Source organism: Nocardioides sp. T2.26MG-1, assembly GCF_950101795.1.
GTDB lineage: Bacteria > Actinomycetota > Actinomycetes > Propionibacteriales > Nocardioidaceae > Nocardioides.
The window spans coordinates 130,774-152,491 of sequence record NZ_CATNLZ010000002.1; the positions used below are offsets into that span (position 1 = coordinate 130,774).

General features: G+C 73.2%; 19 protein-coding genes and 1 riboswitch. Of the genes, 16 read left to right on the top strand and 3 right to left on the bottom strand.

Annotation, left to right across the window (positions count from 1 at the left end; translation table 11 throughout):
• Positions 1-9: 9 nt before the first annotated feature.
• Positions 10-705: a response regulator transcription factor gene (locus QQZ14_RS05515; protein ID WP_284533215.1), complete on the top strand. Its 696-nt coding sequence runs from the start codon at positions 10-12 to the stop codon at positions 703-705.
• Positions 702-1,835: a HAMP domain-containing sensor histidine kinase gene (locus tag QQZ14_RS05520; protein ID WP_284533216.1), complete on the top strand. Its 1,134-nt coding sequence runs from the start codon at positions 702-704 to the stop codon at positions 1,833-1,835. Before QQZ14_RS05515 ends, QQZ14_RS05520 begins: the two co-directional genes overlap by 4 nt.
• Before the next feature lie 17 nt (positions 1,836-1,852).
• Here the strand turns inward: QQZ14_RS05520 and QQZ14_RS05525 are convergent, their stop codons facing one another.
• Together QQZ14_RS05525 and QQZ14_RS05530 are read right to left on the bottom strand one after the other, a co-directional pair.
• Positions 1,853-3,235, bottom strand: a complete 1,383-nt coding sequence (locus QQZ14_RS05525) for an alpha/beta fold hydrolase (protein ID WP_284533217.1) — start codon at positions 3,233-3,235, stop codon at positions 1,853-1,855.
• Positions 3,236-3,305: 70 nt separating this feature from the next.
• Complete coding sequence (locus tag QQZ14_RS05530; protein ID WP_284533218.1) at positions 3,306-4,745, bottom strand: alpha,alpha-trehalose-phosphate synthase (UDP-forming); 1,440 nt, start codon at positions 4,743-4,745, stop codon at positions 3,306-3,308.
• Positions 4,746-4,846: 101 nt separating this feature from the next.
• On the opposite strand from QQZ14_RS05530, the gene QQZ14_RS05535 reads away from it, so the two are divergent.
• Entirely contained in the window at positions 4,847-6,151 is a 1,305-nt protein-coding gene (locus QQZ14_RS05535; protein WP_284533219.1) for a sensor histidine kinase, read from the top strand.
• Between the two features lie 10 nt (positions 6,152-6,161).
• Entirely contained in the window at positions 6,162-6,809 is a 648-nt protein-coding gene (locus QQZ14_RS05540; protein ID WP_284533220.1) for a response regulator, read from the top strand.
• A gap of 24 nt (positions 6,810-6,833) precedes the next feature.
• Here QQZ14_RS05540 and QQZ14_RS05545 read toward each other — a convergent pair whose 3' ends face one another.
• Entirely contained in the window at positions 6,834-7,844 is a 1,011-nt protein-coding gene (locus QQZ14_RS05545; protein WP_284533221.1) for a Gfo/Idh/MocA family protein, read from the bottom strand.
• 121 nt (positions 7,845-7,965) lie between these two features.
• On the opposite strand from QQZ14_RS05545, the gene QQZ14_RS05550 reads away from it, so the two are divergent.
• From QQZ14_RS05550 to groL, 12 genes are all read left to right on the top strand, one after another.
• On the top strand, positions 7,966-8,259 hold the full coding sequence (locus QQZ14_RS05550; RefSeq protein WP_284533222.1) for a DUF3263 domain-containing protein: 294 nt from the start codon (positions 7,966-7,968) through the stop codon (positions 8,257-8,259).
• 3 nt (positions 8,260-8,262) lie between these two features.
• The gene (locus QQZ14_RS05555; RefSeq protein WP_284533223.1) at positions 8,263-8,763 is read left to right on the top strand and encodes a LytR C-terminal domain-containing protein; all 501 of its coding nucleotides are present in this window, start codon (positions 8,263-8,265) and stop codon (positions 8,761-8,763) included.
• An 81-nt stretch (positions 8,764-8,844) separates the two neighbouring features.
• A complete protein-coding gene (gene otsB, locus QQZ14_RS05560; protein WP_284533224.1) occupies positions 8,845-9,690 on the top strand; it encodes a trehalose-phosphatase in 846 nt (281 codons plus the stop codon).
• Between the two features lie 170 nt (positions 9,691-9,860).
• On the top strand, positions 9,861-12,182 hold the full coding sequence (gene lon, locus QQZ14_RS05565; protein WP_284533225.1) for an endopeptidase La: 2,322 nt from the start codon (positions 9,861-9,863) through the stop codon (positions 12,180-12,182).
• A gap of 141 nt (positions 12,183-12,323) precedes the next feature.
• Positions 12,324-12,472: riboswitch (SAM riboswitch) on the top strand.
• Between the two features lie 10 nt (positions 12,473-12,482).
• Entirely contained in the window at positions 12,483-13,766 is a 1,284-nt protein-coding gene (gene thrC / locus QQZ14_RS05570) for a threonine synthase (RefSeq protein ID WP_284533226.1), read from the top strand.
• A 19-nt stretch (positions 13,767-13,785) separates the two neighbouring features.
• On the top strand, positions 13,786-14,061 hold the full coding sequence (locus QQZ14_RS05575; protein WP_284533227.1) for a MoaD/ThiS family protein: 276 nt from the start codon (positions 13,786-13,788) through the stop codon (positions 14,059-14,061).
• Positions 14,062-14,191: 130 nt separating this feature from the next.
• Entirely contained in the window at positions 14,192-15,043 is an 852-nt protein-coding gene (locus tag QQZ14_RS05580; RefSeq protein WP_284533228.1) for an SGNH/GDSL hydrolase family protein, read from the top strand.
• A gap of 321 nt (positions 15,044-15,364) precedes the next feature.
• Positions 15,365-16,384 carry a LacI family DNA-binding transcriptional regulator gene (locus QQZ14_RS05585; RefSeq protein ID WP_284533229.1) on the top strand — a complete coding sequence of 340 codons (1,020 nt, stop codon included), beginning with the start codon at positions 15,365-15,367 and terminating at the stop codon, positions 16,382-16,384.
• Between the two features lie 53 nt (positions 16,385-16,437).
• Positions 16,438-17,316, top strand: coding sequence for an ATP-grasp domain-containing protein (locus tag QQZ14_RS05590; protein ID WP_284533230.1), 879 nt, complete (start codon positions 16,438-16,440; stop codon positions 17,314-17,316).
• Positions 17,317-17,373: 57 nt separating this feature from the next.
• Positions 17,374-17,883 carry a SigE family RNA polymerase sigma factor gene (locus QQZ14_RS05595; protein WP_284533231.1) on the top strand — a complete coding sequence of 170 codons (510 nt, stop codon included), beginning with the start codon at positions 17,374-17,376 and terminating at the stop codon, positions 17,881-17,883.
• On the top strand, positions 17,880-19,802 hold the full coding sequence (locus QQZ14_RS05600; protein WP_284533232.1) for a hypothetical protein: 1,923 nt from the start codon (positions 17,880-17,882) through the stop codon (positions 19,800-19,802). Before QQZ14_RS05595 ends, QQZ14_RS05600 begins: the two co-directional genes overlap by 4 nt.
• Before the next feature lie 242 nt (positions 19,803-20,044).
• Entirely contained in the window at positions 20,045-21,673 is a 1,629-nt protein-coding gene (gene groL, locus QQZ14_RS05605) for a chaperonin GroEL (protein WP_284533233.1), read from the top strand.
• Positions 21,674-21,718 lie beyond the last annotated feature (45 nt).

Sequence of the window (21,718 nt, forward strand, 5' to 3'; positions counted from 1 at the left end):
GTGAGGCGGGTGGCCGCAGGCGGCGTGCGGGCGCTCGTGGTCGACGACGAGGCCGACCTGCGTCGCGTCGTGGCGGCCTACCTGGCCGACGACGGGTTCGAGGTCTGGGAGGCCGCGGACGGCACGACGGCCCTCGAGCTGGCGCGCGCGCACCAGCCGCAGCTCGTCGTCCTCGACCTGAAGCTGCCCGACATCGACGGCATCGAGGTCTGCCGGCGGCTGCGCACGTTCACCGACGCCTACGTCGTGATGCTGACCGCCCGCGCGGAGGAGGTCGACACCCTGATCGGGCTCTCGGTCGGCGCCGACGACTACCTCACCAAGCCGTTCAGCCCGCGCATCCTGCTCGCCCGCATCCACACCGTGCTGCGCCGCCCCCGGTCCGGGACCGGGGAGCCGGGCGACCACGCCCGCGACGTCGGCGACCTCAGGCTCGACCCCGACGCGCACCAGGTCAGCGTCGCCGGAGAGCCGGTCGACCTGACCCCCACCGAGTTCGACATCCTGGCGACGCTCTCGTCCCGGAGCCGGCAGGTCTGGTCGCGGCGCCAGCTCCTCGAGGCCGTGTGGGGCCCCGGCTGGGTCGGCGACGAGCGGATCGTCGACGTGCACGTCGCCCACCTCCGCGCCAAGCTCGGGCCGGACGCCGCCACCCGGTACGTCGTCACCGTCCGCGGCGTCGGGTTCCGGATGGGTCCGGGATGAGCGCGGGCGCCACGGCGCACCCGGCCGACGGGCCGAGCCTGGCCGTCCGGGTGCTGATCGCGATCGGCCTGGTCGTGCTCGCCGGCGCGGTCACGCTGCTCGTGGTCGCCCTGCTGGTCGGCCCCACCGCGTTCCACCGCCACCTCGACGCCGCCGGTGTCGAGCTCGACGGCGCCACGCTCGACCACGTCAACGACGGGTTCCAGTGGGCGATGGCGACCGCGATCGCGGCCGGCGTCACGGCGGCCACCGCGGTCGCGGTCGCCGTCGCGACCTTCGTGGCGCGCCGCGTCAGCCGGCCGGTGAGCCAGGCCGCCGCCGCGGCGACCCGGCTGGCCGACGGCGACTACGCCGCCCGGGTGGCCGAGCCGGGCGTCGGCCCCGAGCTCGGAGGCCTCTCCCGCGCGATCAACCGGCTCGCGGACCGGCTCGAGACCAGCGAGGCACACCGCGAGGCCCTGCTCACCGACATCGCGCACGAGCTGCGGACCCCGCTCAGCGCCGTCGAGGCCACCGTCGAGGCGATCGCCGACGGGGTGCTGCCCGCCGACGAGGAGACCCTCACCGCACTGCGCGCCCAGACCCAGCGGCTGCTCAGCCTCACCCGCGACCTGGCCGCGTTGTCCCGCAGCGACGAACACGCGTTCCGCGTCGACCGGCGCCCCCTCGACCTCGCGGCGGTCGCCAGGTCCGCGGTCGCCGCCCACGCCGCGCGGTACGCCGCCGGCGGGGTCACGCTGGCCCTCGAGGTGCCCGCGACCCCGTGCCCCGCCCACGGCGACGCCGGCCGGGTCGGCGAGGTGGTCGACCAGCTGCTCGACAACGCCCTGCGGCAGTGCCGCCCCGGAGACACGGTGACGGTGCGCGCACGGACGGCGGCCGGCGGCCCGGGCGAGGGCGCCGAGATCGCCGTGGCCGACACGGGAGCCGGGTTCCCACCCGAGCTGGCCGAGCAGCTCTTCGAGCGCTTCTACCGGCTCGCACCCGCGTCCTCGGGCGGCTCCGGCGTGGGCCTCACGATCGCCCGCGCGCTCGTCGAGGCCCAAGGCGGCACGCTGAGCGCGGCCAGCGCCGGACCCGGCCGGGGTGCGGTCCTCACGCTCCGGCTGCCGGACGACCGCCCGGGCTGAGCCCGCCCGGCGCCGGGTCAGCGAGACAGTGCGCGCGAGCCGCCCGACCCATAGCGGCGCCGGGGGTTGGAGCCGATGGTCTCGGTGGACGCCACCTTCTTCACGGCGGTCTTCTTGGCGGGAGCCTTCGCCGCCGGGGTCTTCGTCGCCGGGGTCTTCGTGGCCGTGGGGGCCTTCTTGGCGGGGGCCTTCTTGGCGGGGGCCTTCTTCGCGGGGGCCTTCGTGGCGGGGGCCTTCTTCGCCGGGGTCTTCGTGGCCGGGGCCTTCTTGGCGGGGGCCTTCCGGGTGACGGCCTTCCCGGTCGACTTGGGCGAGACGGGCTGCGGGGCCTCGGCGCCCGACCACTGCGCGATCCACTCGTCGAGCACCCGCCAGGTGGTGCCCCGCGCCGCCCGGCCGGTGAGCATGCCGAGGTGGCCGCCGGGCACGATCTCGAAGCGCACGTCCTGCGCCCCCGAGAGCAGCGGGAGGACGGCGCGCACCGCCTCGACCGGCGCGATCCCGTCGGTCGCGCCCGCGAACACCAGCACCGGGGCGGTGATCGCGGCCAGCGACACCTCGTGGTCGCCGATCTCGACCGAGCCGGTCGCCATCGCGTTGCCCTTGGCGAAGCGGTGGTAGAGCTGCCCGAAGCTCCGGCCCGGGTAGGCCGTCATCTTCGAGGTGAACCGGTCGACCGCCTCGACCTGCGCGAGGAAGTCGGTGTCGTCCAGGTGCGTGGCGATCGCCAGCGGCTTGGTCACCAGCTTCTGGAACGACGAGAGCTGGAACGCCCACCGCACCAGCGGGGTCGGCGCGCCGCCCGCGGCCCGGTAGGCGCGGGTGACCAGACCGTGCCCGCCGGTCAGGTCGAGCAGCGGGCGCAGCGGCGCGACCAGCGGGACCCGCGAGACGTCGACCGGCGAGCCGACGACCGACAGCGACGCGATCGGCAGGTCCGGGCCGTCGGCCGCGGCGAGCATCGCGAAGATCCCGCCCAGGCTCCAGCCGACCACGTGCACCGGACGGCCGCCGGCGTGCGCGGAGACCTCGCGGACCGCGGCCGGCACGACCTCCTCGACCCAGTGCTCGAGGCCCAGGTTGCGGTCGCGGAACGAGACGTTGCCGTACTCCACGAGGTACGTCGGACGCCCGCCGGTGACGAAGTGCTCGACCAGCGAGCAGCCCCGGCGCAGGTCGAAGCAGATCGCGGGTGCGGCCAGCGGGGTCACCAACAGCACCGGGTCGCCCTGCTCGCGCACGCCGACGACGGGCCGGTAGTGGTAGACCTCCCGCAGCATCCCGTCGTCGATCAGCGTGCGCGGCATCGGGCGCAGGTCCGCGAGTCCGCCGTAGAGCAGCAGGTGCGCGACGTTGCCGGCCGCGGACGCCACCTGGTCGGGCTTCGGCACGAGGTCCATGCCGGGCAAACTACTCCCCCTCGCCGAGGTCACGAGCCCGGTCGAGTGAGGTCGCTGACACCGCCGTCGTTCAGGACCGGTTCGGAGGTCGCACCGACTTGCCGTGCGAGGGCCGCCCGGCCTCGAGCTCCGTCAGGAAGCTCTCCGCCCAGGCGGCGACGTCGTTCTGCTTGACGGTCTTGCGCATCGCCTTCATCCGCCGCGTCACCTCCTTGTCGTCGGCGCGGTAGGCCTCCAGGAACGCCGACTTCATGCCGTTGATGTCGTGCGGATTGACCAGCCACGCCTGGCGCAGCTCCTCGGCGGCGCCGGCGAACTCCGAGAGCACCAGCGCGCCGTCGTTGTCGAAGCGGCAGGCGACGTACTCCTTCGCCACCAGGTTCATCCCGTCGCGGAGCGGGGTGACCGCCATGATGTCGGCGGCGCGGTAGAACGCGGCCATCTCCTCGGGCGGGTAGGAGGAGTGGAGGTAGTGGATGACGGGGCGGCCGATCTTGCCGAGGTCGCCGTTCACCCGTCCGACGAGGCGGTCGATGTCGTCGCGCAGGATGCGGTACTGCTCGACCTGCTCCCGGGACGGGGTCGCGACCTGGATGAACACCGCGTCCTCCACGTTGAGCTCTCCCTCGACCACGAGCTCGCTGTAGGCGCGCAGCCGTGCGTAGATGCCCTTGGTGTAGTCGAGACGGTCGACGCCGAGGAAGATGCGCCGCGGGTTGCCGACCGCCTCGCGGATCTCCTTGGCCCGTTGGCTGACCTCCTCGGAGCGGGCGAGGTCCTCGAAGCCCTGGGCGTCGATCGAGATGGGGAACGCCGCGGCCCGCACGGTGCGGCCGTCGGGCAGGTAGACCAGGTCGCGGTGGGTCTTGTGCCCGACCCGCTGGCGGACCAGGCGAACGAAGTTCTGCGCGGCGCCGGCGAGCTGGAACCCCACCAGGTCGGCGCCCAGCAGCCCCTCGAGCAGCTGGCGGCGCCACGGGAGCTGCTGGAACAGCTCCGCCGGCGGGAACGGGATGTGCAGGTAGAAGCCGATGCGCAGGTCGGGGCGCAGCTCGCGGAGCATCTGCGGCACCAGCTGGAGCTGGTAGTCGTGGACCCACACCGTCGCGTCCTTGGCGGCGACCGCGGCCGCCTCCTCGGCGAACCGCCGGTTGACCGCGACGTAGGCGTCCCACCACTCGCGGTGGAACTCCGGCTTCGCCACGACGTCGTGGTAGAGCGGCCACAGGGTCGCGTTGGCGAAGCCCTCGTAGAAGTCCTCGACCTCCTGCTGCGTCAACGTGATCGGCACCAGGTCGAGACCCTCGTCCTCGAACGGCTCCAGGTCGGTCTCGGTGCCGCCCGGCCACCCGATCCAGGTGCCGTCGTTGGCGCGCATCACCGGCTCGATCGCGCTGACCAGCCCGCCCGGCGAGCGGCGCCACTCCGTGCTGCCGTCGGGGAGTGTCACCCGGTCGACGGGCAGCCGGTTCGCGACGATGACCAGATCAGCCGAGCCAGAAGGAGCCACGCTCTCACCCTAGTGCGACGTCGAGGTGTCGGGCTGGCCCGACAACGGCTGTCGGGCTGGCAGGATCGTGCGCGACCCCGCGGATTCCTAGCGTTTCTCCTATGACGGACCCGAGCATGACGACGACGTACCCCCTCCCGATGGCGCGGCAACCCCACGGCGTGCGCCGGGTGCTGCTCGACACCGGCTACAGCGTCTCGGCGTTCCCGGTCGCGCTGGCCGCGTTCGTGCTCGTGGTCGTCGACCTGGCTCTCGGGATCGGCCTGTCGGTGCTGATCGGCGGCGTGCTCGTGCTGTCGCTCGGGGTGCTGATCGCCCGCGGGGTCGCCCGCCTGGAGCGGATCCGGATCCAGGCGATGCTGGGTCGCGAGGCGACCACGCCGGCGTACCTCCGGGCCCGCCCGGACGACGGCTTCTGGCGCCGGCAGCTGACCCCGCTGCGCGACCCGCAGTCCTGGCTCGACGTGGTCTGGTCGCTGGTCGGCCTGGTCACCGGCACGATCGCGTTCGCGCTGACCGTGGCCTGGTGGGCGGCGGCCGGGGCCGGGCTCACCTACTGGTTCTGGCTGCGGTTCCTGCCCGAGCGGGAGCCCGGCGACCACGAGCTGGCCTACTACCTGGGCCTCGGTGACAGCGACACGGCGGCCAGCCTGGTCCAGCTCGCGCTCGGGATCGTCGCGCTGGTGACACTGCCGTGGGTGGTGCGGTTCGCCGCGCTGCTGCACTCGAGCCTGGCGACCGTGCTGCTGAGCAGCCGGGCCGAGCTGCAGCAGGAGGTGGCCCGGGTCGAGGGCGGACGGGACGCCGCCCGGATGGCCGAGGCGGAGTCGCTGCGCCGGCTCGAGCGCGACATCCACGACGGACCGCAGCAACGGCTGGTCCGGTTGACCATGGACCTCGGGCGTGCCAAGCGCCAGATGGACCAGGACCCCGAGCGGGCGGCCTCCACCATCGACGAGGCGCTGTCGCAGGCCCGCGAGACCGTGGCCGAGCTGCGCTCGCTCTCCCGGGGCATCGCCCCGCCGCTGTTGGTCGACCGCGGCCTGGCGGCCGCGCTGGAGGAGATGCTCGCCCAGAGCGTGGTGCCGGTCGAGTCGCGGATCGACGTACCGCCCCAGCTGCCGCCGCACGTCGAGACCGCGGTCTACTTCGTGGTGGCCGAGGCGCTGACCAACGTCGCCAAGCACAGCGGTGCGGCGAGCGCGTCGGTGTCGGTGACCGCCGACGGGACGCAGGGGGGCTGGGTCGAGGTGCGGGTCGAGGACGACGGCGTGGGCGGCGCCCACCCCGCGAAGGGCCTGGGGCTCGCCGGCCTGCGGCAGCGGCTCACCGCGGTCGACGGGACGCTCGAGGTCAGCTCGCCCGAGGGCGGTCCGACCGTGCTGCTCGCGAGGATCCCGCGGTGAGGGGCCGGCCGTGAGAGTCGTCATCGCCGACGACTCGCTGCTGCTGCGCGAGGGGCTGCACCTGCTGCTGGAGGAGGCCGGGCACGAGGTCGTGGCGTCGGTCGGCGACGGACCGGCCTTCGCCGCCGCGATGCTCGAGCAGCGGCCCGACCTCGGCATCGTCGACGTGCGGATGCCGCCAAGCCACACCGACGAGGGCCTGCGGGCGGCGGTCGACGTACGCCGGTCCTGGTCGGAGGCGCGGATCATGGTGCTCTCGCAGTACGTCGAGGTCTCGTACGCCGACGACCTGCTGGCCACCGGCGACGGCGGCGTGGGCTACCTGCTCAAGGACCGGGTCAGCGACCTCGACGACTTCCTCGGCGCGGTCGCGGCCGTGGCCGGCGGCGGCACCGCGCTCGACCCCCTCGTGGTGCGCCAGCTGATGGGCCGCAACCGCGACCCGCTCGTCGACCTCACCCCGCGCGAGCGGGAGGTGCTGTCGCTGATGGCCGAGGGTCGCTCCAACGCCGCGATCGCCGAGGCGCTGTCGGTCTCGCTCGCCGGGGTCGAGAAGCACACCCAGCGGATCTTCGCGAAGCTCGGGCTGCTGCCCGACGACGACACCGCCCACCGGCGGGTGGCGGCGGTGCTGCGGTTCCTCCGGTCGGCCGGCTGACAGCCGAACCCCGCAAGCGCCCGCTCAGCCCGGGAACGTCACCCCCACCTGCGCCCGCAGCTCGTCCATCTGCCGCAGCAGCGTGAGCGTCTGGTCGTGGGGGACCAGCGGGCTCTCGCGCAGGCTCTCGCGCAGGCAGCGGCCGACCTCGGCGATCTCGTTGCCGTAGCCCTGGCCGATGATCGGCTCCTCGCCGACGACCACGACCGGCTCGCCCGGCTCGACGACCCAGCTGCCCGGACCCGGCGCGTGCGGGGTGAACACGGCCTCGGTCGGGTGGTGGAAGTCGTCGAAGCGGATCCGGCCCTGGTCGGTGGCGATCTCGCAGGCGCGGGAGGAGTACGACGTCATCGAGGCCGTCATCGTCGCGAGCGCACCCCCGGCGTACCGCCCGACCACCGCGATGTCGAGGTCGATGCCGCGGTCGGACAGGTCGCCGGCCGCGGTCAGCTGCTGCGCCGGGCCGAGCAGCAGGTGGGCGATCGTCAGGGGATAGATGCCCATGTCGAGCAGCGCGGAGGCGCCGAGCTCGGGGTTCAGCATCCGGTCCTCGGGCGGGGCGTCGACGCGGAAGCCCAGCTCGGCGTGCAGGTGGCGCGGGGTCCCGAACTCACCGGCCCGCAGCCGCTCGCGCAGCGCCCGGACCACCGGGTGGCACGCGGTCCACATCGCCTCCATGAGGAACCGGTCGTGGACACCCGCGAGCCGCACCATCTCCTCCGCGTCGGCCGTCGCGAGCGTGAGCGGCTTCTCGCACAGCACGTGCTTGCCCGCCTCGAACGCCAGCCGCGCGTTGTCCAGGTGCAGGGCGTGGGGCGTCGCGATGTAGACGACGTCGACGGCCGGGTCGGCGACCAGGTCCTCGTAGGATCCGTGTGCCGCGGCGGCGCCGTACTCCTCGGCGAACGCCTGGGCGCTCGAGAGCCGGCGGGAGCCGACCGCCGCCAGGTGGGCCCCGGGCGTCAGTGCCAGGTCGCGGGCGAACGCGTGGGCGATCTTGCCGGTCGCCAGGATGCCCCAGCCGATGGATTCCATGCTCGGGAGGCTAGCGGTCACGATGGCCCGGGCGAGTTGCGGCAGGTCGAATGACATCGTTGTGGTTCGTCGCCTACAGTGATCCTCACCAGTCGTGTCTGAGAGTGCGGGGAGAGATCTCATGGATGCCGCGAACGCCTTCGAGGCCGACGCCGGGGTCGTGCTGACCCTCAGTGACCGCGACCGCGAGATCCTGGACTTCGAGCGCCAGTGGTGGAAGTACGCCGGAGCCAAGGAGACCGCGGTCCGGGAGAAGTTCGACATGTCCTCGACCCGCTACTACCAGGTCCTCAACGCGCTGATCGACCGCCCCGAGGCCCTCGAGGCCGACCCGCTGCTCGTCCGCCGGCTGCGGCGGCTGCGCTCGGCGCGCCAGCGGCAGCGCTCGGCCCGACGCCTCGGCTTCGAGGTCTGACCCGTGCGCGCGCGCAACCAGCGGGGCGTGGTCACCCCGTCCCCGGTGGTGATGCTCAGCGTGATCGCGGTCGCGATGGCCGGCATCGCGTTCGTCGCGACCCGCGGCGGTGAGCCCACCGAGCGCGAGGTCGCCACGGTCGCCCGGCAGGACCCGAGCACGTCACCGTCGCCGAGCAGCACGCCCACGAAGGAGACCAAGCCCAAGCCCAAGCCCGAGCCCACGGTCAAGCGCGGCAAGGTCTACGTCGAGGTCTACAACAACTCCGGCATCACCGGGCTCGCGGGCCAGGTGTCCGAGCGCGCGAGCGGCATCGGCTGGCAGGTGGTCGGCTCCGACAACTGGTACGGCACGATCCCGGCCAGCACCGTCTACTACCCGCCCAAGCTCAAGCTCGCGGCCAAGACGCTCGCGCTCGACCTCGGCATCCGGCGTACGGCCCCCGCGGTCGACCCGATGCGCCTCGACCGGCTCACGGTCATCCTCACCGGCCCGCTGCGCTAGACGAGGCTTCACCCCCCGTTTCGCCCCGCTTTCGGTCCCGGGGCGTGCCGGCAGCCCGGTCGGGATGATTGGGTGGGGTGCATGGAGTTCACCTCGACCGAGGGCGAGCAGAGGTACGACGCCCTGGTGCGCGCCGCCGCCCACGCCGTGGTCGGCCTCGACTTCGACGGCACGCTGTCGCCGATCGTGGACGACCCGGAGCGCGCGCGGATCCACCCCGAGGCCAGCGAGGTGCTCGTCGACCTCGCCGCCGAGGTCGCCGCGATCGCGGTGATCACCGGGCGCCCGGCCCGCCAGGCGCTCGACCTCGGCGGTCTCGAGGAGGTCGGCGACGCGGTGGCCGCGGCCGGCAAGGAGCTGTACCTGTTCGGCCAGTACGGCAACGAGCGGTGGAGCTCCACCCGTCGCCGGATCATCTCCCCGCGCCCGCCGCACGGGCTGGCGACGTTCCTGCGCGACCTGCCCCGCACGCTGCGCAACGCCGACGCGGCCGACGCCTACGTCGAGGACAAGGGCCTGGCGTACGGCGTGCACACCCGGCGGCTGCCCGACCCCGATGCCGCGTTCGAGCGGCTGCTCCCGCCGCTGCGCGAGCTCGCGGGCCGCAACGGGCTGGTCCTCGAGCCGGGCCGGCACGTGATCGAGGTCCGGGCGCCGGGCATGGACAAGGGCAAGGCCGTCGACACCCTCGTCGAGGAGGTGGGCGCCGGCGCGTTCCTCTTCGCCGGGGACGACCTCGGCGACGTCGAGGCCTTCGACGCGGTCGGCAAGCTCGCGAAGGAGGGCCTGCCCACACTGCTGGTCTGCTCCGCCTCGGTCGAGCAGAGCACACTGGTCGCCCTCTCCGACGTGGTCGTCCACGGCCCCGAGGGGGTCCTCGACCTGCTCCGTCAACTCACCACCGACGCCCGCGCCGCCCGGTCCTGACGAACCTGTGGGGTAGTCCCTGACGATCGGGCCCCGTGGGAGCGTTCCCACGGGGCCCGATCGTCAGGGACTACCGCTCGAGGCGCCCTCCGGGTGAGTTCCCGCGTTCGTCATCAGCGAACAGGAGGCGCTCTCCGGAACACCGGCGCGGTCTCGGGAGTTGAGTCGGCATGTCCCTCAAGCTCCCCGTCCTCTTCGTCTCGGATCTCGTCGTCCTCCCGGGCATGGTGGTGCCCCTCGAGCTGGACGACGCCGCCCGCGCCGCGATCGACGCTGCGCGCGCCGGCAGTGACAGTCAGGTGCTGGTCGCCCCGCGCCTGGACGACCGCTACGCGTCGTACGGCGTGATCGCGACCATCGAGCGTGTCGGCCGCTTCTCGGGCGGCAGCCCCGCCGCCGTCCTCAAGGCCGGCACCCGCGCCCGCATCGGCAGCGGCGTCACCGGTCCCGGCGCGGCGCTCTGGGTCGAGGTCGACCCGGTGGAGGACTATGTCGACGGCCAGATCACCGACCGGGCCCGTGAGCTCGCCGAGGAGTACAAGCGGCTGGTCGTCGCGGTCCTCCAGCGCCGCGAGGCCTGGCAGGTCATCGACTCCGTCCACCAGATGAGCGACCCCAGCGCGATCGCCGACGCCGCGGGCTACGCGCCGTACCTCTCCATCGACCGCAAGCGCGAGCTGCTCGAGAACCCCGACGTCGAGTCGCGGCTCGAGACGCTGATCGGCTGGACCCGCGACCACCTCGCCGAGGCCGAGCTCACCGACAAGATCGGCGAGGACGTCCGCGAGGGCATGGAGAAGACCCAGCGGGAGTACTTCCTGCGCCAGCAGCTCGCCGCGATCCGCAAGGAGCTCGGCGAGGACGAGCCCGACGGCGCTGACGACTACCGTGCCCGCGTCGAGGCCGCCGACGTGCCCGACGCCGTGCGCGAGGCGCTGCTGCGCGAGGTCGGCAAGCTCGAGCGCTCCAGCGACCAGAGCCCCGAGACCGCGTGGATCCGCACCTGGCTCGACACCGTGCTCGAGCTGCCCTGGACGGTCACCACCGAGGACTCCAACGACGTCGTCGCGGCCCGGGCCGTCCTCGACGCCGACCACCACGGCCTCGATGAGGTCAAGGAGCGGATCGTGGAGTACCTCGCGGTCCGGTCCCGTCGCGCCGAGCGCGGCCTGCAGGTCGTCGGCGGCCGCGGCTCCGGCGCGGTGATCCTGCTCGCCGGGCCTCCCGGCGTCGGCAAGACCTCGCTCGGCGAGTCCGTCGCCCGGGCCCTGGGCCGCAACTTCGTCCGCGTCGCCCTGGGCGGCGTGCGCGACGAGGCCGAGATCCGCGGGCACCGGCGGACGTACGTCGGCGCACTCCCGGGCCGGATCGTCCGCGCGATCAAGGAGGCCGGCTCGATGAACCCGGTCGTGCTGCTCGACGAGGTCGACAAGGTCGGCGCCGACTACCGGGGCGACCCGACCGCGGCGCTGCTCGAGGTGCTCGACCCGGCGCAGAACCACACGTTCCGCGACCACTACCTCGAGCTCGACCTGGACCTCTCCGACGTGCTGTTCATCGCCACCGCCAACGTGGTCGAGCAGATCCCGAGCGCGCTGCTGGACCGCATGGAGCTGGTGACCCTCGATGGCTACACCGAGGACGACAAGGTCGCGATCGCCCGCGACTTCCTGCTGCCCCGCCAGCTCGAGCGGGCCGCCCTGACCGCCGACGAGGTGAGCGTGACCGACGCGGCGCTGCGTGAGATGGCCGCGAACTACACCCGCGAGGCGGGCGTGCGGCAGATGGAGCGGCTGCTCGCCAAGGCGCTGCGCAAGGCGGCCACCCGGCTCGCCACCGGCGCGGCGCACGTCGACGTCGACGTGCCCGACCTCAAGGAGCTCGTCGGCCGGCCGCGGTTCACCCCCGAGGCACCGGAGCGTACGGCGGTGCCGGGCGTGGCGACCGGTCTGGCGGTGACCGGGCTGGGTGGCGACGTGCTGTTCATCGAGGCGGCGGCCTCGGAGGGCAAGGCGGGTCTCACCCTGACCGGCCAGCTCGGGGACGTGATGAAGGAGTCGGCGCAGATCGCGCTGTCGTTCGTCCGTGCCCACGCGGCCGAGCTCGGCGTGGACCCGTCGTTCTTCGAGAAGTCGATCCACGTGCATGTGCCGGCCGGTGCCACGCCCAAGGACGGCCCGTCCGCCGGCATCACCATGGTCACCGCGCTCACCTCGCTCGCCACCGGCCGCCCGGTGCGCTCCGAGGTCGGCATGACCGGCGAGGTCACCCTCAACGGGCGGGTGCTGCCGATCGGCGGTCTGAAGCAGAAGCTGCTCGCCGCCCAGCGCAACGGCCTCACCGAGGTCTTCGTGCCGCTGCGCAACGAGCCCGACCTCGACGACGTACCGGCCGACGTGCTCGAGACCGTCACCGTGCACCCGGTCAGCGACGTCCTCGACGTGGTCCGCGGCGCCCTCGCCACCCCCGACGCGGCGACGGTCGCGGCCTGACGTCTCGGATACTCCCTGACGAACGGGCCCCGATTCCGCCTCAGGAGGGGCCCGTTCGTCAGGGACTACCGCAGCGGAGCGGTCGTCCAGCATGTGGATGCGATGTGCACATGCTGAGACGGCCGTCGTACTGTTGTCCGCAGCTCATCAAGAGGGACTGAGGGATACGGCCCAGTGAAGTCCCGGCAACCGCCACGATCCTCCGCCGCCCGGCAACCAGCCGGGGAGCGGTTCGTGGAAACGGTGCCAATTCCGCCCGGGGCGACCGTCGCACCCGGGGAAGATGAGAAGGAGGACTTCATGAGCGCTCTTGTCACCGAGGCACCCGCCCGCACCGCCGGGACGACGATCCGCGAGGGCGCGTTCGGCAACGCCGTGGCGCTCGCCTGTCGCGAGTGCGGGCACCGGGTCGAGCTCGGCCCGCACTACGCCTGTCCGGAGTGCTTCGGCCCGCTGGAGATCGCCTACGAGTTCCCGCGGGTCACCCGCGAGGAGATCGAGGCCGGCCCGCGCAACATCTGGCGCTACAAGGCGCTGCTGCCGGTCCCGACCGACATCGAGCAGAGCCCCAACACCGAGCCGGGTTTCACCCGCCTCCTCAGGGCCAACAACCTGGCCACCGAGCTCGGCATCACGAACCTGTGGGTCAAGGACGACTCGACCAACCCCACCAACTCCTTCAAGGACCGCGTGGTCGCCTGCGCGCTGAGCGCCGCTCGCGAGTTCGGCTCCAAGGTCTTCGCGTGCCCCTCCACGGGCAACCTCGCCAACGCGGTCGCCGCCGCGGGCGCCCGCGCCGGCATCAAGACCGTGGTGTTCATCCCGAGCAACCTCGAGCAGCCCAAGCAGGTCAACTCCGCGGTCTTCACCGACTCGCTGGTCGCGGTCAACGGCAACTACGACGACGTCAACAAGCTCGCCTCCGAGATCGCCGGCGAGGAGGAGGGCTGGGCGTTCGTCAACGTCAACGTCCGCCCCTACTACGCCGAGGGCTCCAAGACGCTCGGCTACGAGATCGCCGAGCAGCTCGGCTGGCGGCTGCCCGACCAGGTCGTGATCCCGGTCGCCAGCGGCTCGCAGCTGACCAAGGTGCACAAGGCCTTCCAGGAGCTGATCGCGCTCGGCCTCGTCGAGGACAAGCCCTACCGCGTGTACGGCGCGCAGGCGGCCGGCTGCTCGCCGGTCTCGGTCGCCTACAAGGCCGGCGTCGACGCGATCCGCCCGGTCAAGCCCGACACGATCGCCAAGAGCCTGGCGATCGGCAACCCCGCCGACGGCATCTACGTGCTCGACATCTGCCGGCAGACCGGTGGCGCGGTCGAGGACGTCACCGACGACGAGGTCCGCGCCGGCATCGTGCTGCTCGCCCGCACCGAGGGGATCTTCACCGAGACCGCCGGCGGCACCACGGTCGCGGTGCTCAAGAAGCTCGTCGACACCGGCCAGCTCGACCCCGAGCTCGAGACCGTGGTGATCAACACCGGCCACGGGCTGAAGACCCTCGACGCCGTGGCCGGTCACGTGGCCCCGGCCGCGACCATCGACCCGTCGTACGCCGCCTTCGCCGCCACCGGCCTGGCCTGACCCCGAGGAACCCCCCACCATGAGCGTCTCCGTCCGGATCCCGACCATCCTGCGCACCTACACCGGCGGCGAGTCCGAGGTCACCGCCTCGGGGGCGACCCTGGCCGAGGTGCTCGACGACCTCGACGGCAGCTACAGCGGGATCAAGGGCCGGATCCTCGACGAGGCCGGCTCGCTGCGCCGCTTCGTGAACGTGTACGTCGGCAACGAGGACGTCCGCTTCCTCGACAACCTGGACACCCCCACCCCGGACGGCGCCCAGATCTCGGTGATCCCCGCGGTCGCCGGCGGCTGACCCCGGGCCCGCCCCCACGCTTGTAACGCTCCTCTATTGCCCCTGCCCGGGGCTGGTTCAGGCGTGGCCCCAGGGCGATAACCCCGCGTTACAACGGCGGGGTCGCGGGGGACATGAGCCGTTCACCCCGGTGTGGTTCAACGGACGGGTGACCCGCGCCCGCACCCGCTTCGCCGTCCTCGCGGCCGCCAGCCTGGCCGGCGGCGCGGCCGGGGTGGCGCTGGCCGGGCGCGGGCTGCTGCACCGCCAGGCCGCGGCCGCGCGGCGGGTGATCGGCAAGCCGCTGGGCGAGCAGGCGATCGACGCCGACCGGGTCTGGAAGAAGAAGTACGGCGCGCCGCTCGACCTGCTGCTCCTCGGCGACTCGATCGCCGCCGGCCTGGGCGCCGAGCGGCCCAAGGAGACCTTGGGCGGCCGGCTGGCGCGGGCGCTGGCGAAGGAGACCGGCCGCGCGGTCCGGCTGCGGACCGCGGCCCGGGTCGGGTCGGAGTCCTCGATGCTGGGCGCCCAGCTGGACGGGCTGCCCCCGACGTACCGCCCCGACGTCGCGGTGATCGTCGTGGGCGGCAACGACGTCACCCACCGGGTGCCGGTGGCCGACTCCGTCAAGCACCTCGAGGAGGCGGTGGCGGCGCTGCGCGAGCGCGGCGCCGGCGTGGTCGTCGGCACCTGCCCCGACCTCGGGGCGCTGCGGCCGGTGCCGCAGCCGCTGCGCGCCCTGGGCTCGCGCGCCTCGCGCCAGCTCGCGCTCGCCCAGGAGTCCGCCGCGGTCGCCGCCGGCGCGCACGCGGTGTCGCTGGCCCACGTGGTCGGGCCGTTCTTCATCACCAACCCCGACGAGATGTTCAGCCTGGACCGGTTCCACCCGAGCGCGCTGGGCTATCACCGGACCGCCAAGGCGATGCTCCCGTCGGTGCTGGCCGCGCTCGGGCTGCGCGAGGACCTGCCGTTCGGCCACCGCGGGCCCGGCGACAGGCGCTGACCGCACCACCCTTGACACCGGGCCGGGAGGGGCGGCAGAGTAGCCGTGGGAACGCTCCCACTCCCGGGTCGCCGGCGAGGGGTGGACCGCGATGGCCTCGCCGAGACCGATGGGAGCGCCCGCCGCCGACGGCGGTCGGCAGGCGGACCCCACCGTACGGCGGGCCCGGGAACACCTCGACGTCCCGGGCCCGCCGTTCGCCTCCCCGACCCTGGCCCAGGCCCCGACTCCGGCCCGACTCCGGCCCGACTCCGGCCGCGGTTCCGAAGCACGCCTTCGAACCGGGTCTCGAAGCCGCCCCGGCAACGGCATACTGACGCCATGGCCCGTCGCCCCCGCACTCGACCCACGCTCGAGGAGGTCGCTGCGCTGGCCGGTGTCGGCCGCGGCACCGCGTCCCGGGTGATCAACGGCGGCGCGAAGGTCTCCGACCGGGCCCGGCAGGCCGTCGAGGACGCGATCGCCGAGCTCGGCTACGTGCCGAACGCCGCGGCCCGCGCGCTGGTGACCCGGCGCACCGACGCCGTGGCCCTGGTGATCGCGGAGTCCGAGGAGCGGGTGTTCGGCGAGCCGTTCTTCGCGGGGGTCGTGCGCGGCATCGGCGCCGCGCTGGCCTCGGCGGACCGCCAGCTGGTGCTGATCCTCGCCGACGCGCGCCGGCGCGGCAGCCTCGAGCACTACCTCACCCGCCAGCACGTCGACGGCGTGCTGCTGCTCTCGCTGCACGGGGACGACACCCTGCCCGACCGGATCCGAGGGCACGGGCTGCCGGTCGTGGTGGGCGGCCGCCCCAACGCCGGCGTCAAGACCGGGTTCATCGACGTCGACAACGTCCAGGGCGCCGGCCTCGCCGTCGCCCACCTCGCCGACCGGGGCCGCACTCGCATCGCCACCATCGCCGGCCCGTCCGACATGGTGGCCGGCAGCTCCCGCTTCGAGGGGTACGTCGAGGCGCTCACCGCGGCCGACCGGCCCTTCGACGAGCGCCTCGTGGTCCGGGGCGACTTCAGCCTCGAGAGCGGCGCCCGCGGGATGCGCACACTCCTGCAGCGCGATCCCGCGGTCGACGCGGTCTTCTGCGCCAACGACCTGATGGCGGTCGGCGCGCTCCAGACGCTGCGCGACGCCGGACGCCGGGTCCCCGAGGACGTGGCGGTCGTGGGCTTCGAGGACGCGCCGGTCTCCCGGTCCACGGTGCCGCCGCTGACCACCGTCCACCAGTCGCCCGGGGCGATGGGCCGCGAGATGGTGGCGCTGCTGCTCGACACGATGGCGACCGGCGACATGCTGCTGCCGGGCCGGATGCTGCCCACGCGGCTGGTCGTGCGCCAGAGCAGCTGACCCGGTCTGGATCGGCTCCGCACGCCACCCCGGTGGTGACCTAGGGTTCGGTTGTGAACGGGGACCGGCCGCCGACGACCCCGCTGGTGCTGCTCGTGACCTGCGCGGCCTGGCCCGAGGGCGAGCCGGGGCACGCTGCCCTCGACGCCGCGCTCGAGGCGCGCGGGCTGACCGGCCAGTGGGTGCTGTGGGACGACCTCGGCGTCGACTGGGGCGCCGCCGACGTGGTCGCGGTGCGCTCGGCCTGGGACTACACCGCTCGGCTGGGCGAGTTCCTCGGCTGGGCATCCGGTGTCGGTCCGGCCCTCCTCAACGGTGCCGACGTGTTCCGGTGGAACACCGACAAGCGCTACCTCGTCGACCTGCAGCAGTCCGGCCTGCCGGTGGTGCCGACGGTGGCCGCCGACACGGTGTTCGACGTGCGCGCCGCGGCGGACACGTTCGGCCTGTCCGTCGTCAAGCCCCGGGTCGGGGCCGGTGGCCGCGGTCTCGAGGTCGTCTCCGACGGGCGGATCTGGCTGCCCAGCCCCGACGGGCACCAGGGCCCGTGGGTCGTGCAGCCGCTGGTGGAGTCCATCCACCACGACGGCGAGACGTCGGTGTTCATGATCGCCGGCCACCCCGTCAGCCAGGTCGAGAAGCTGCCGAGCACGACCGACATCCGGGTGCACGAGCGGTACGGCGGCACCATGCGCTCGGTCGAGGTCTCGCGCGAGGCCGCGCTGCTGGCCGCGAAGGCGATCGCGACCGTCGTGGACCTGCTCGGCGACGAGGTCGTCTACGGCCGCGTCGACATGATGCGCCACCAGGGCCGGCTCGTGGTCAGCGAGATCGAGCTGACCGAACCCGGCCTCTACCTCGACGTACTCCCGCTCAACGCGCTGTCGTTCGCCGACGCGGTCGCCGTGCGGGCGCTGCCACGCACCTGGTGAGACATCGGTGACGGGGCCGCTCCCAACCTTTCGGGCGCCTGGCGCGTTCTGACCGTCATGAGCGCCGACGAGCAGGCCTTCAGCCGGTGGGCCGGCGAGCGCCAGCTCGCGCTGCTGCGCACCGCGGTGCTGCTCACCGGCGACCGGCACCGCGCGGAGGACCTGGTGCAGGAGGCCCTGACCCAGGTGGCGCTGCGTTGGCGCCGCCTGCGCGACGGCAGCCCGGAGGCCTACGCCCGCCAGGTGATCGTGCGCGGCAACATCTCGTGGTGGCGCAAACACCGCCACGAGGTCGTGCTCGAGGTGTACGACGACGCCTCGTCGACGACCGCCGACACGGTCGGTGCCGAGCGCCGGATCGTGCTCGACCGGGCCCTGGCCACGCTGACCCCGCGGCAGCGGGCGACCGTGGTGCTCCGCTACTACGACGACCTGTCCGAGCGCGAGACCGCCGAGGCGCTCGGCGTCACCGTCGGCACCGTCAAGAGCCAGGCCCACCTCGCCCTGCGCCGGCTGCGCGAGGCGTCGCCCGAGCTCGCCGAGCTGATCGGAGAGGACCAGCGATGACCGACCAGGACCTGCGGGACCTGCTCCACGAGCGGGTCGCCGACCTGACCACCACCGACCTCGCCGCGAGCGCCTGGCGCGACGCCTCGCGCCAGCGGACCCGGCGCCGGGCCGGTGCGATCGCGGCGCTGACCGCCGGCGTGCTCGTGGTCGCCGGCGTGACCGCCGTCCTCGACAGCACGCACGAGCAGCGCGGTGACGGCGCGCCCGCCACCACCTCGCCCGGCCCGGACCGGCCGGACGCGACCGTCGACGGCGCGCCGGTCTACTGGAGCCCGGATCCGGCGGCCGAGGGGGAGCTCGACCCGGTCGAGGGCAGCCCGCTGCCCGCGGTCATCGACCTCGCGGCCCAGGCGCCGCCGCTGAGCACGGCACCGGTCGACCGGGCGACCGCGGTCTTCGGCCTGTACGGCGGCGGGCGGGTGGACCGGCTGCTGCTGCTCGTCGCCGACGGCTACCGCTCGTTGCCCCTGACCGAGCCCGTGGCGCTGGCGAATCTCGAGCTCGCCCCCGACGGCACCGCGATCCACCTCTCCACCGAGGACGGCGTCGCGATGACCTACGCCTTCGCCCAGGGCCGCTGGCGGGGCGACCGGCACGGCGACGCGGTGCACCAGGAGCCCCCGCCGCAGGTGGGCGACGCGACGGCGTACGGGCCGGTCGTCCCGGATCCTGGCGGCGAGCGGCTGGCGCAGGCGTACGACTACGGCTCGGACGTCCCCCCGGCGCCGGGTGCGGTCGACCGGCCCGAGACGATCGTCGTGACGCCCGCCGTGGGTCCGGCGACGATCCTGGCGATCAACGCGCCCGCCGGCGACCTCGGCGGCCGGTGGAAGCGGTGCTGCCCCGTGGCGGGCTGGCTCGACGACGACACCGTCGTCTACGAGTCGCGCAGCGCCGAGCCGCGGCTGGTCGGCTGGGAGGTCGGCACCCACCACTTCGCGCTGGTCTCGACGATCGCCGGTCTCGGCGACGGGGAGAGCTACGTCGCGAGCTTCGCCCGGTTCGCCGACGGGGGTGGGACGGCGGGCGAGGAGGGCTTCGCCGACGCCGTGAGCCAGGGGGTGCCCGTCTGGTGGAGCCCCGACCTGGGGGAGGAGCTGCTGCTGCCGTGGCTCGACGACTCGCCGCTGCCGCGCGAGGTCGACGCCCCGGCCGACGCGCCCGACCAGGCCGAGCGCCCGCTCGACCGGGCGGTCGCCGCCCTGGGCGTCGGCGACAGTGCCGTCCGGCTCCTGGGTCCCGCGGGCGAGCAGCGGCTGCTCGCCACACCGGGCCTGGTCGCGACGACCTCGACGCTCTCGCCCGACGGTCGCCGCCTGGTCTTCGGCGACGGGCACCTGCTGCGGGTCTACACCCTCGCCACCGACACGTGGAGCGAGGTCGACGCCGGCGACGCGGAGACGGCGTACGTCGCCTGGGCCGATGAGTCCACCCTGTGGCTCCCTCCGGAGCAGTACCGCGGGCGTGGCCCGCTGCTGGACCTCGCCGGCGACCGGGTCGGCACCGCCGACCTGGGCGCGCCCGCGAACGCCTTCGACGTCCGTCCGGCCATGGACAACCCGGTCGGGCCGTGGAAGGAGAACGGCGCCGGGCTGGTCGCGCAGAGCTGGGGGATGGGCGGACCGATGCTGCCGGTGCGCGACCCGGGGCGCGACATCGCGGGGCCGGCGTACCTCGCGGTCACCGGCCGGGGCGAGACCAGGGCCCTGGCGTTCATGACCGAGAGCGACGACGTCCGGTGGATGGACGCCCCCGTCGTCGCCGGGTGGCTCGACGACGACACGGTGCTCTACGAGTCCGTGACCCAGAACCGCGACCTGCTCGTGGCCTGGGACGTGGGGACGCACGTCTTCCACCGGGTCCTCTCGATCCGGCCGGGCGGTGCGACCAGCCTCGCCCGGCTCGTCGGGCGGTGAACTCTCCTTGCACTCTCCGGGGTCGAGTGCTAAACATGAGGCTGGCACTCTCCCTGGGAGAGTGACAACACCGGATCGGCGACGTTGAGGTCCTCCTGCCCGGCGAGAAAGGGTTCGCCGGAGCCAGGGTGCCGTCCGTCGCGGGCAGCCCGCCGACCCGGATCCATGAACCTAGGCGGCAGTGTGACGGCCCAACCGGCACGCTCGCCCGTTCTATACAGCAATGCGAAGGATCGCCAGGTATGTCGAAGCTCATTGCTTTCAACGAGGAGGCCCGGCGCGGCCTCGAGCGTGGCATGAACACGCTCGCCGACGCCGTCAAGGTCACGCTCGGTCCCAAGGGTCGCAACGTCGTCCTCGAGAAGAAGTGGGGCGCTCCCACGATCACCAACGATGGTGTGTCCATCGCGAAGGAGATCGAGCTCGAGGACCCCTACGAGAAGATCGGTGCCGAGCTCGTCAAGGAGGTCGCCAAGAAGACCGACGACGTGGCTGGTGACGGCACCACCACCGCCACGGTCCTCGCCCAGGCGATGGTCCGCGAGGGCCTGCGCAACGTGGCCGCGGGTGCCAACCCGATGGGTCTCAAGCGCGGCATCGAGGCCGCCGTCGCCGCCGTGTCCGAGCAGCTGCTCAACATGGCCAAGGACGTCGAGACCAAGGAGCAGATCGCGTCGACCGCGAGCATCTCCGCCGCCGACACCACCGTCGGCGAGATCATCGCCGAGGCGATGGACAAGGTCGGCAAGGAAGGCGTCATCACCGTCGAGGAGTCGAACACCTTCGGGCTCGACCTCGAGCTCACCGAGGGCATGCGGTTCGACAAGGGCTACATCTCGGCCTACTTCGTCACCGACCCCGAGCGGATGGAGACGGTCCTCGAGGACCCCTACATCCTGATCGCCAACCAGAAGATCTCGTCGGTCAAGGACCTCCTGCCGCTGCTGGAGAAGGTCATGCAGTCGGGCAAGCCGCTGCTGATCCTGGCCGAGGACGTCGACGGCGAGGCCCTGTCCACGCTGGTCGTGAACAAGATCCGCGGCACGTTCAAGTCCGTGGCCGTCAAGGCTCCGGGCTTCGGCGACCGCCGCAAGGCCATGCTGCAGGACATCGCGATCCTCACCGGCGGCCAGGTCATCTCCGAGGAGGTCGGCCTCAAGCTGGAGTCGACCGGCATCGAGCTGCTCGGCCAGGCCCGCAAGGTCGTCATCACCAAGGACGAGACCACCATCGTCGAGGGTGCGGGCGACGCGGACCAGATCGCCGGCCGGGTCAACCAGATCCGCGCGGAGATCGAGAAGTCGGACTCCGACTACGACCGCGAGAAGCTCCAGGAGCGCCTCGCCAAGCTGGCCGGCGGCGTGGCCGTCATCAAGGTCGGCGCGGCCACCGAGGTCGAGCTCAAGGAGCGCAAGCACCGCATCGAGGACGCCGTTCGCAACGCGAAGGCGGCCGTCGAGGAGGGCATCGTCGCCGGCGGTGGCGTGGCGCTCGTCCAGGCTGCCAACGCCGCGTTCGACAAGCTCGAGCTCACCGGTGACGAGGCCGTGGGTGCGCAGATCGTGCGCTTCGCGACCGACGCCCCGCTCAAGCAGATCGCGATCAACGCCGGCCTCGAGGGCGGCGTCGTGGCGGAGAAGGTGCGCAACCTGGAGGCCGGTCACGGTCTCAACGCGGCCACCGGCGAGTACGTCGACATGATCGCCGAGGGCATCATCGACCCCGCCAAGGTGACCCGCAGCGCGCTGCAGAACGCCGCCTCCATCGCGGCGCTCTTCCTCACCACCGAGGCCGTCGTGGCCGACAAGCCGGAGAAGGCCGCCCCCATGGGTGGCGACCCGTCCGGCGGCATGGGCGGCATGGACTTCTGAGCACCCCTCGTGCGGGCGCGCCCGCGCGTGGTCGGGGGGGGGCGG

What these genes read in the sequence shown, in the direction of transcription:
- thrC (WP_284533226.1), top strand. Translation starts at nt 12,483, where the DNA reads ATGAGCGCTCTTGTCACCGAGGCACCCGCCCGCACCGCCGGGACGACG.
- QQZ14_RS05550 (WP_284533222.1), top strand. Translation starts at nt 7,966, where the DNA reads ATGGATGCCGCGAACGCCTTCGAGGCCGACGCCGGGGTCGTGCTGACC.
- QQZ14_RS05525 (WP_284533217.1), bottom strand. Translation starts at nt 3,235, where the DNA reads ATGGACCTCGTGCCGAAGCCCGACCAGGTGGCGTCCGCGGCCGGCAAC.
- otsB (WP_284533224.1), top strand. Translation starts at nt 8,845, where the DNA reads ATGGAGTTCACCTCGACCGAGGGCGAGCAGAGGTACGACGCCCTGGTG.
- QQZ14_RS05520 (WP_284533216.1), top strand. Translation starts at nt 702, where the DNA reads ATGAGCGCGGGCGCCACGGCGCACCCGGCCGACGGGCCGAGCCTGGCC.
- QQZ14_RS05545 (WP_284533221.1), bottom strand. Translation starts at nt 7,844, where the DNA reads ATGGAATCCATCGGCTGGGGCATCCTGGCGACCGGCAAGATCGCCCAC.
- QQZ14_RS05595 (WP_284533231.1), top strand. Translation starts at nt 17,374, where the DNA reads ATGAGCGCCGACGAGCAGGCCTTCAGCCGGTGGGCCGGCGAGCGCCAG.
- QQZ14_RS05585 (WP_284533229.1), top strand. Translation starts at nt 15,365, where the DNA reads ATGGCCCGTCGCCCCCGCACTCGACCCACGCTCGAGGAGGTCGCTGCG.
- groL (WP_284533233.1), top strand. Translation starts at nt 20,045, where the DNA reads ATGTCGAAGCTCATTGCTTTCAACGAGGAGGCCCGGCGCGGCCTCGAG.
- QQZ14_RS05535 (WP_284533219.1), top strand. Translation starts at nt 4,847, where the DNA reads ATGACGGACCCGAGCATGACGACGACGTACCCCCTCCCGATGGCGCGG.
- QQZ14_RS05600 (WP_284533232.1), top strand. Translation starts at nt 17,880, where the DNA reads ATGACCGACCAGGACCTGCGGGACCTGCTCCACGAGCGGGTCGCCGAC.
- lon (WP_284533225.1), top strand. Translation starts at nt 9,861, where the DNA reads ATGTCCCTCAAGCTCCCCGTCCTCTTCGTCTCGGATCTCGTCGTCCTC.
- QQZ14_RS05575 (WP_284533227.1), top strand. Translation starts at nt 13,786, where the DNA reads ATGAGCGTCTCCGTCCGGATCCCGACCATCCTGCGCACCTACACCGGC.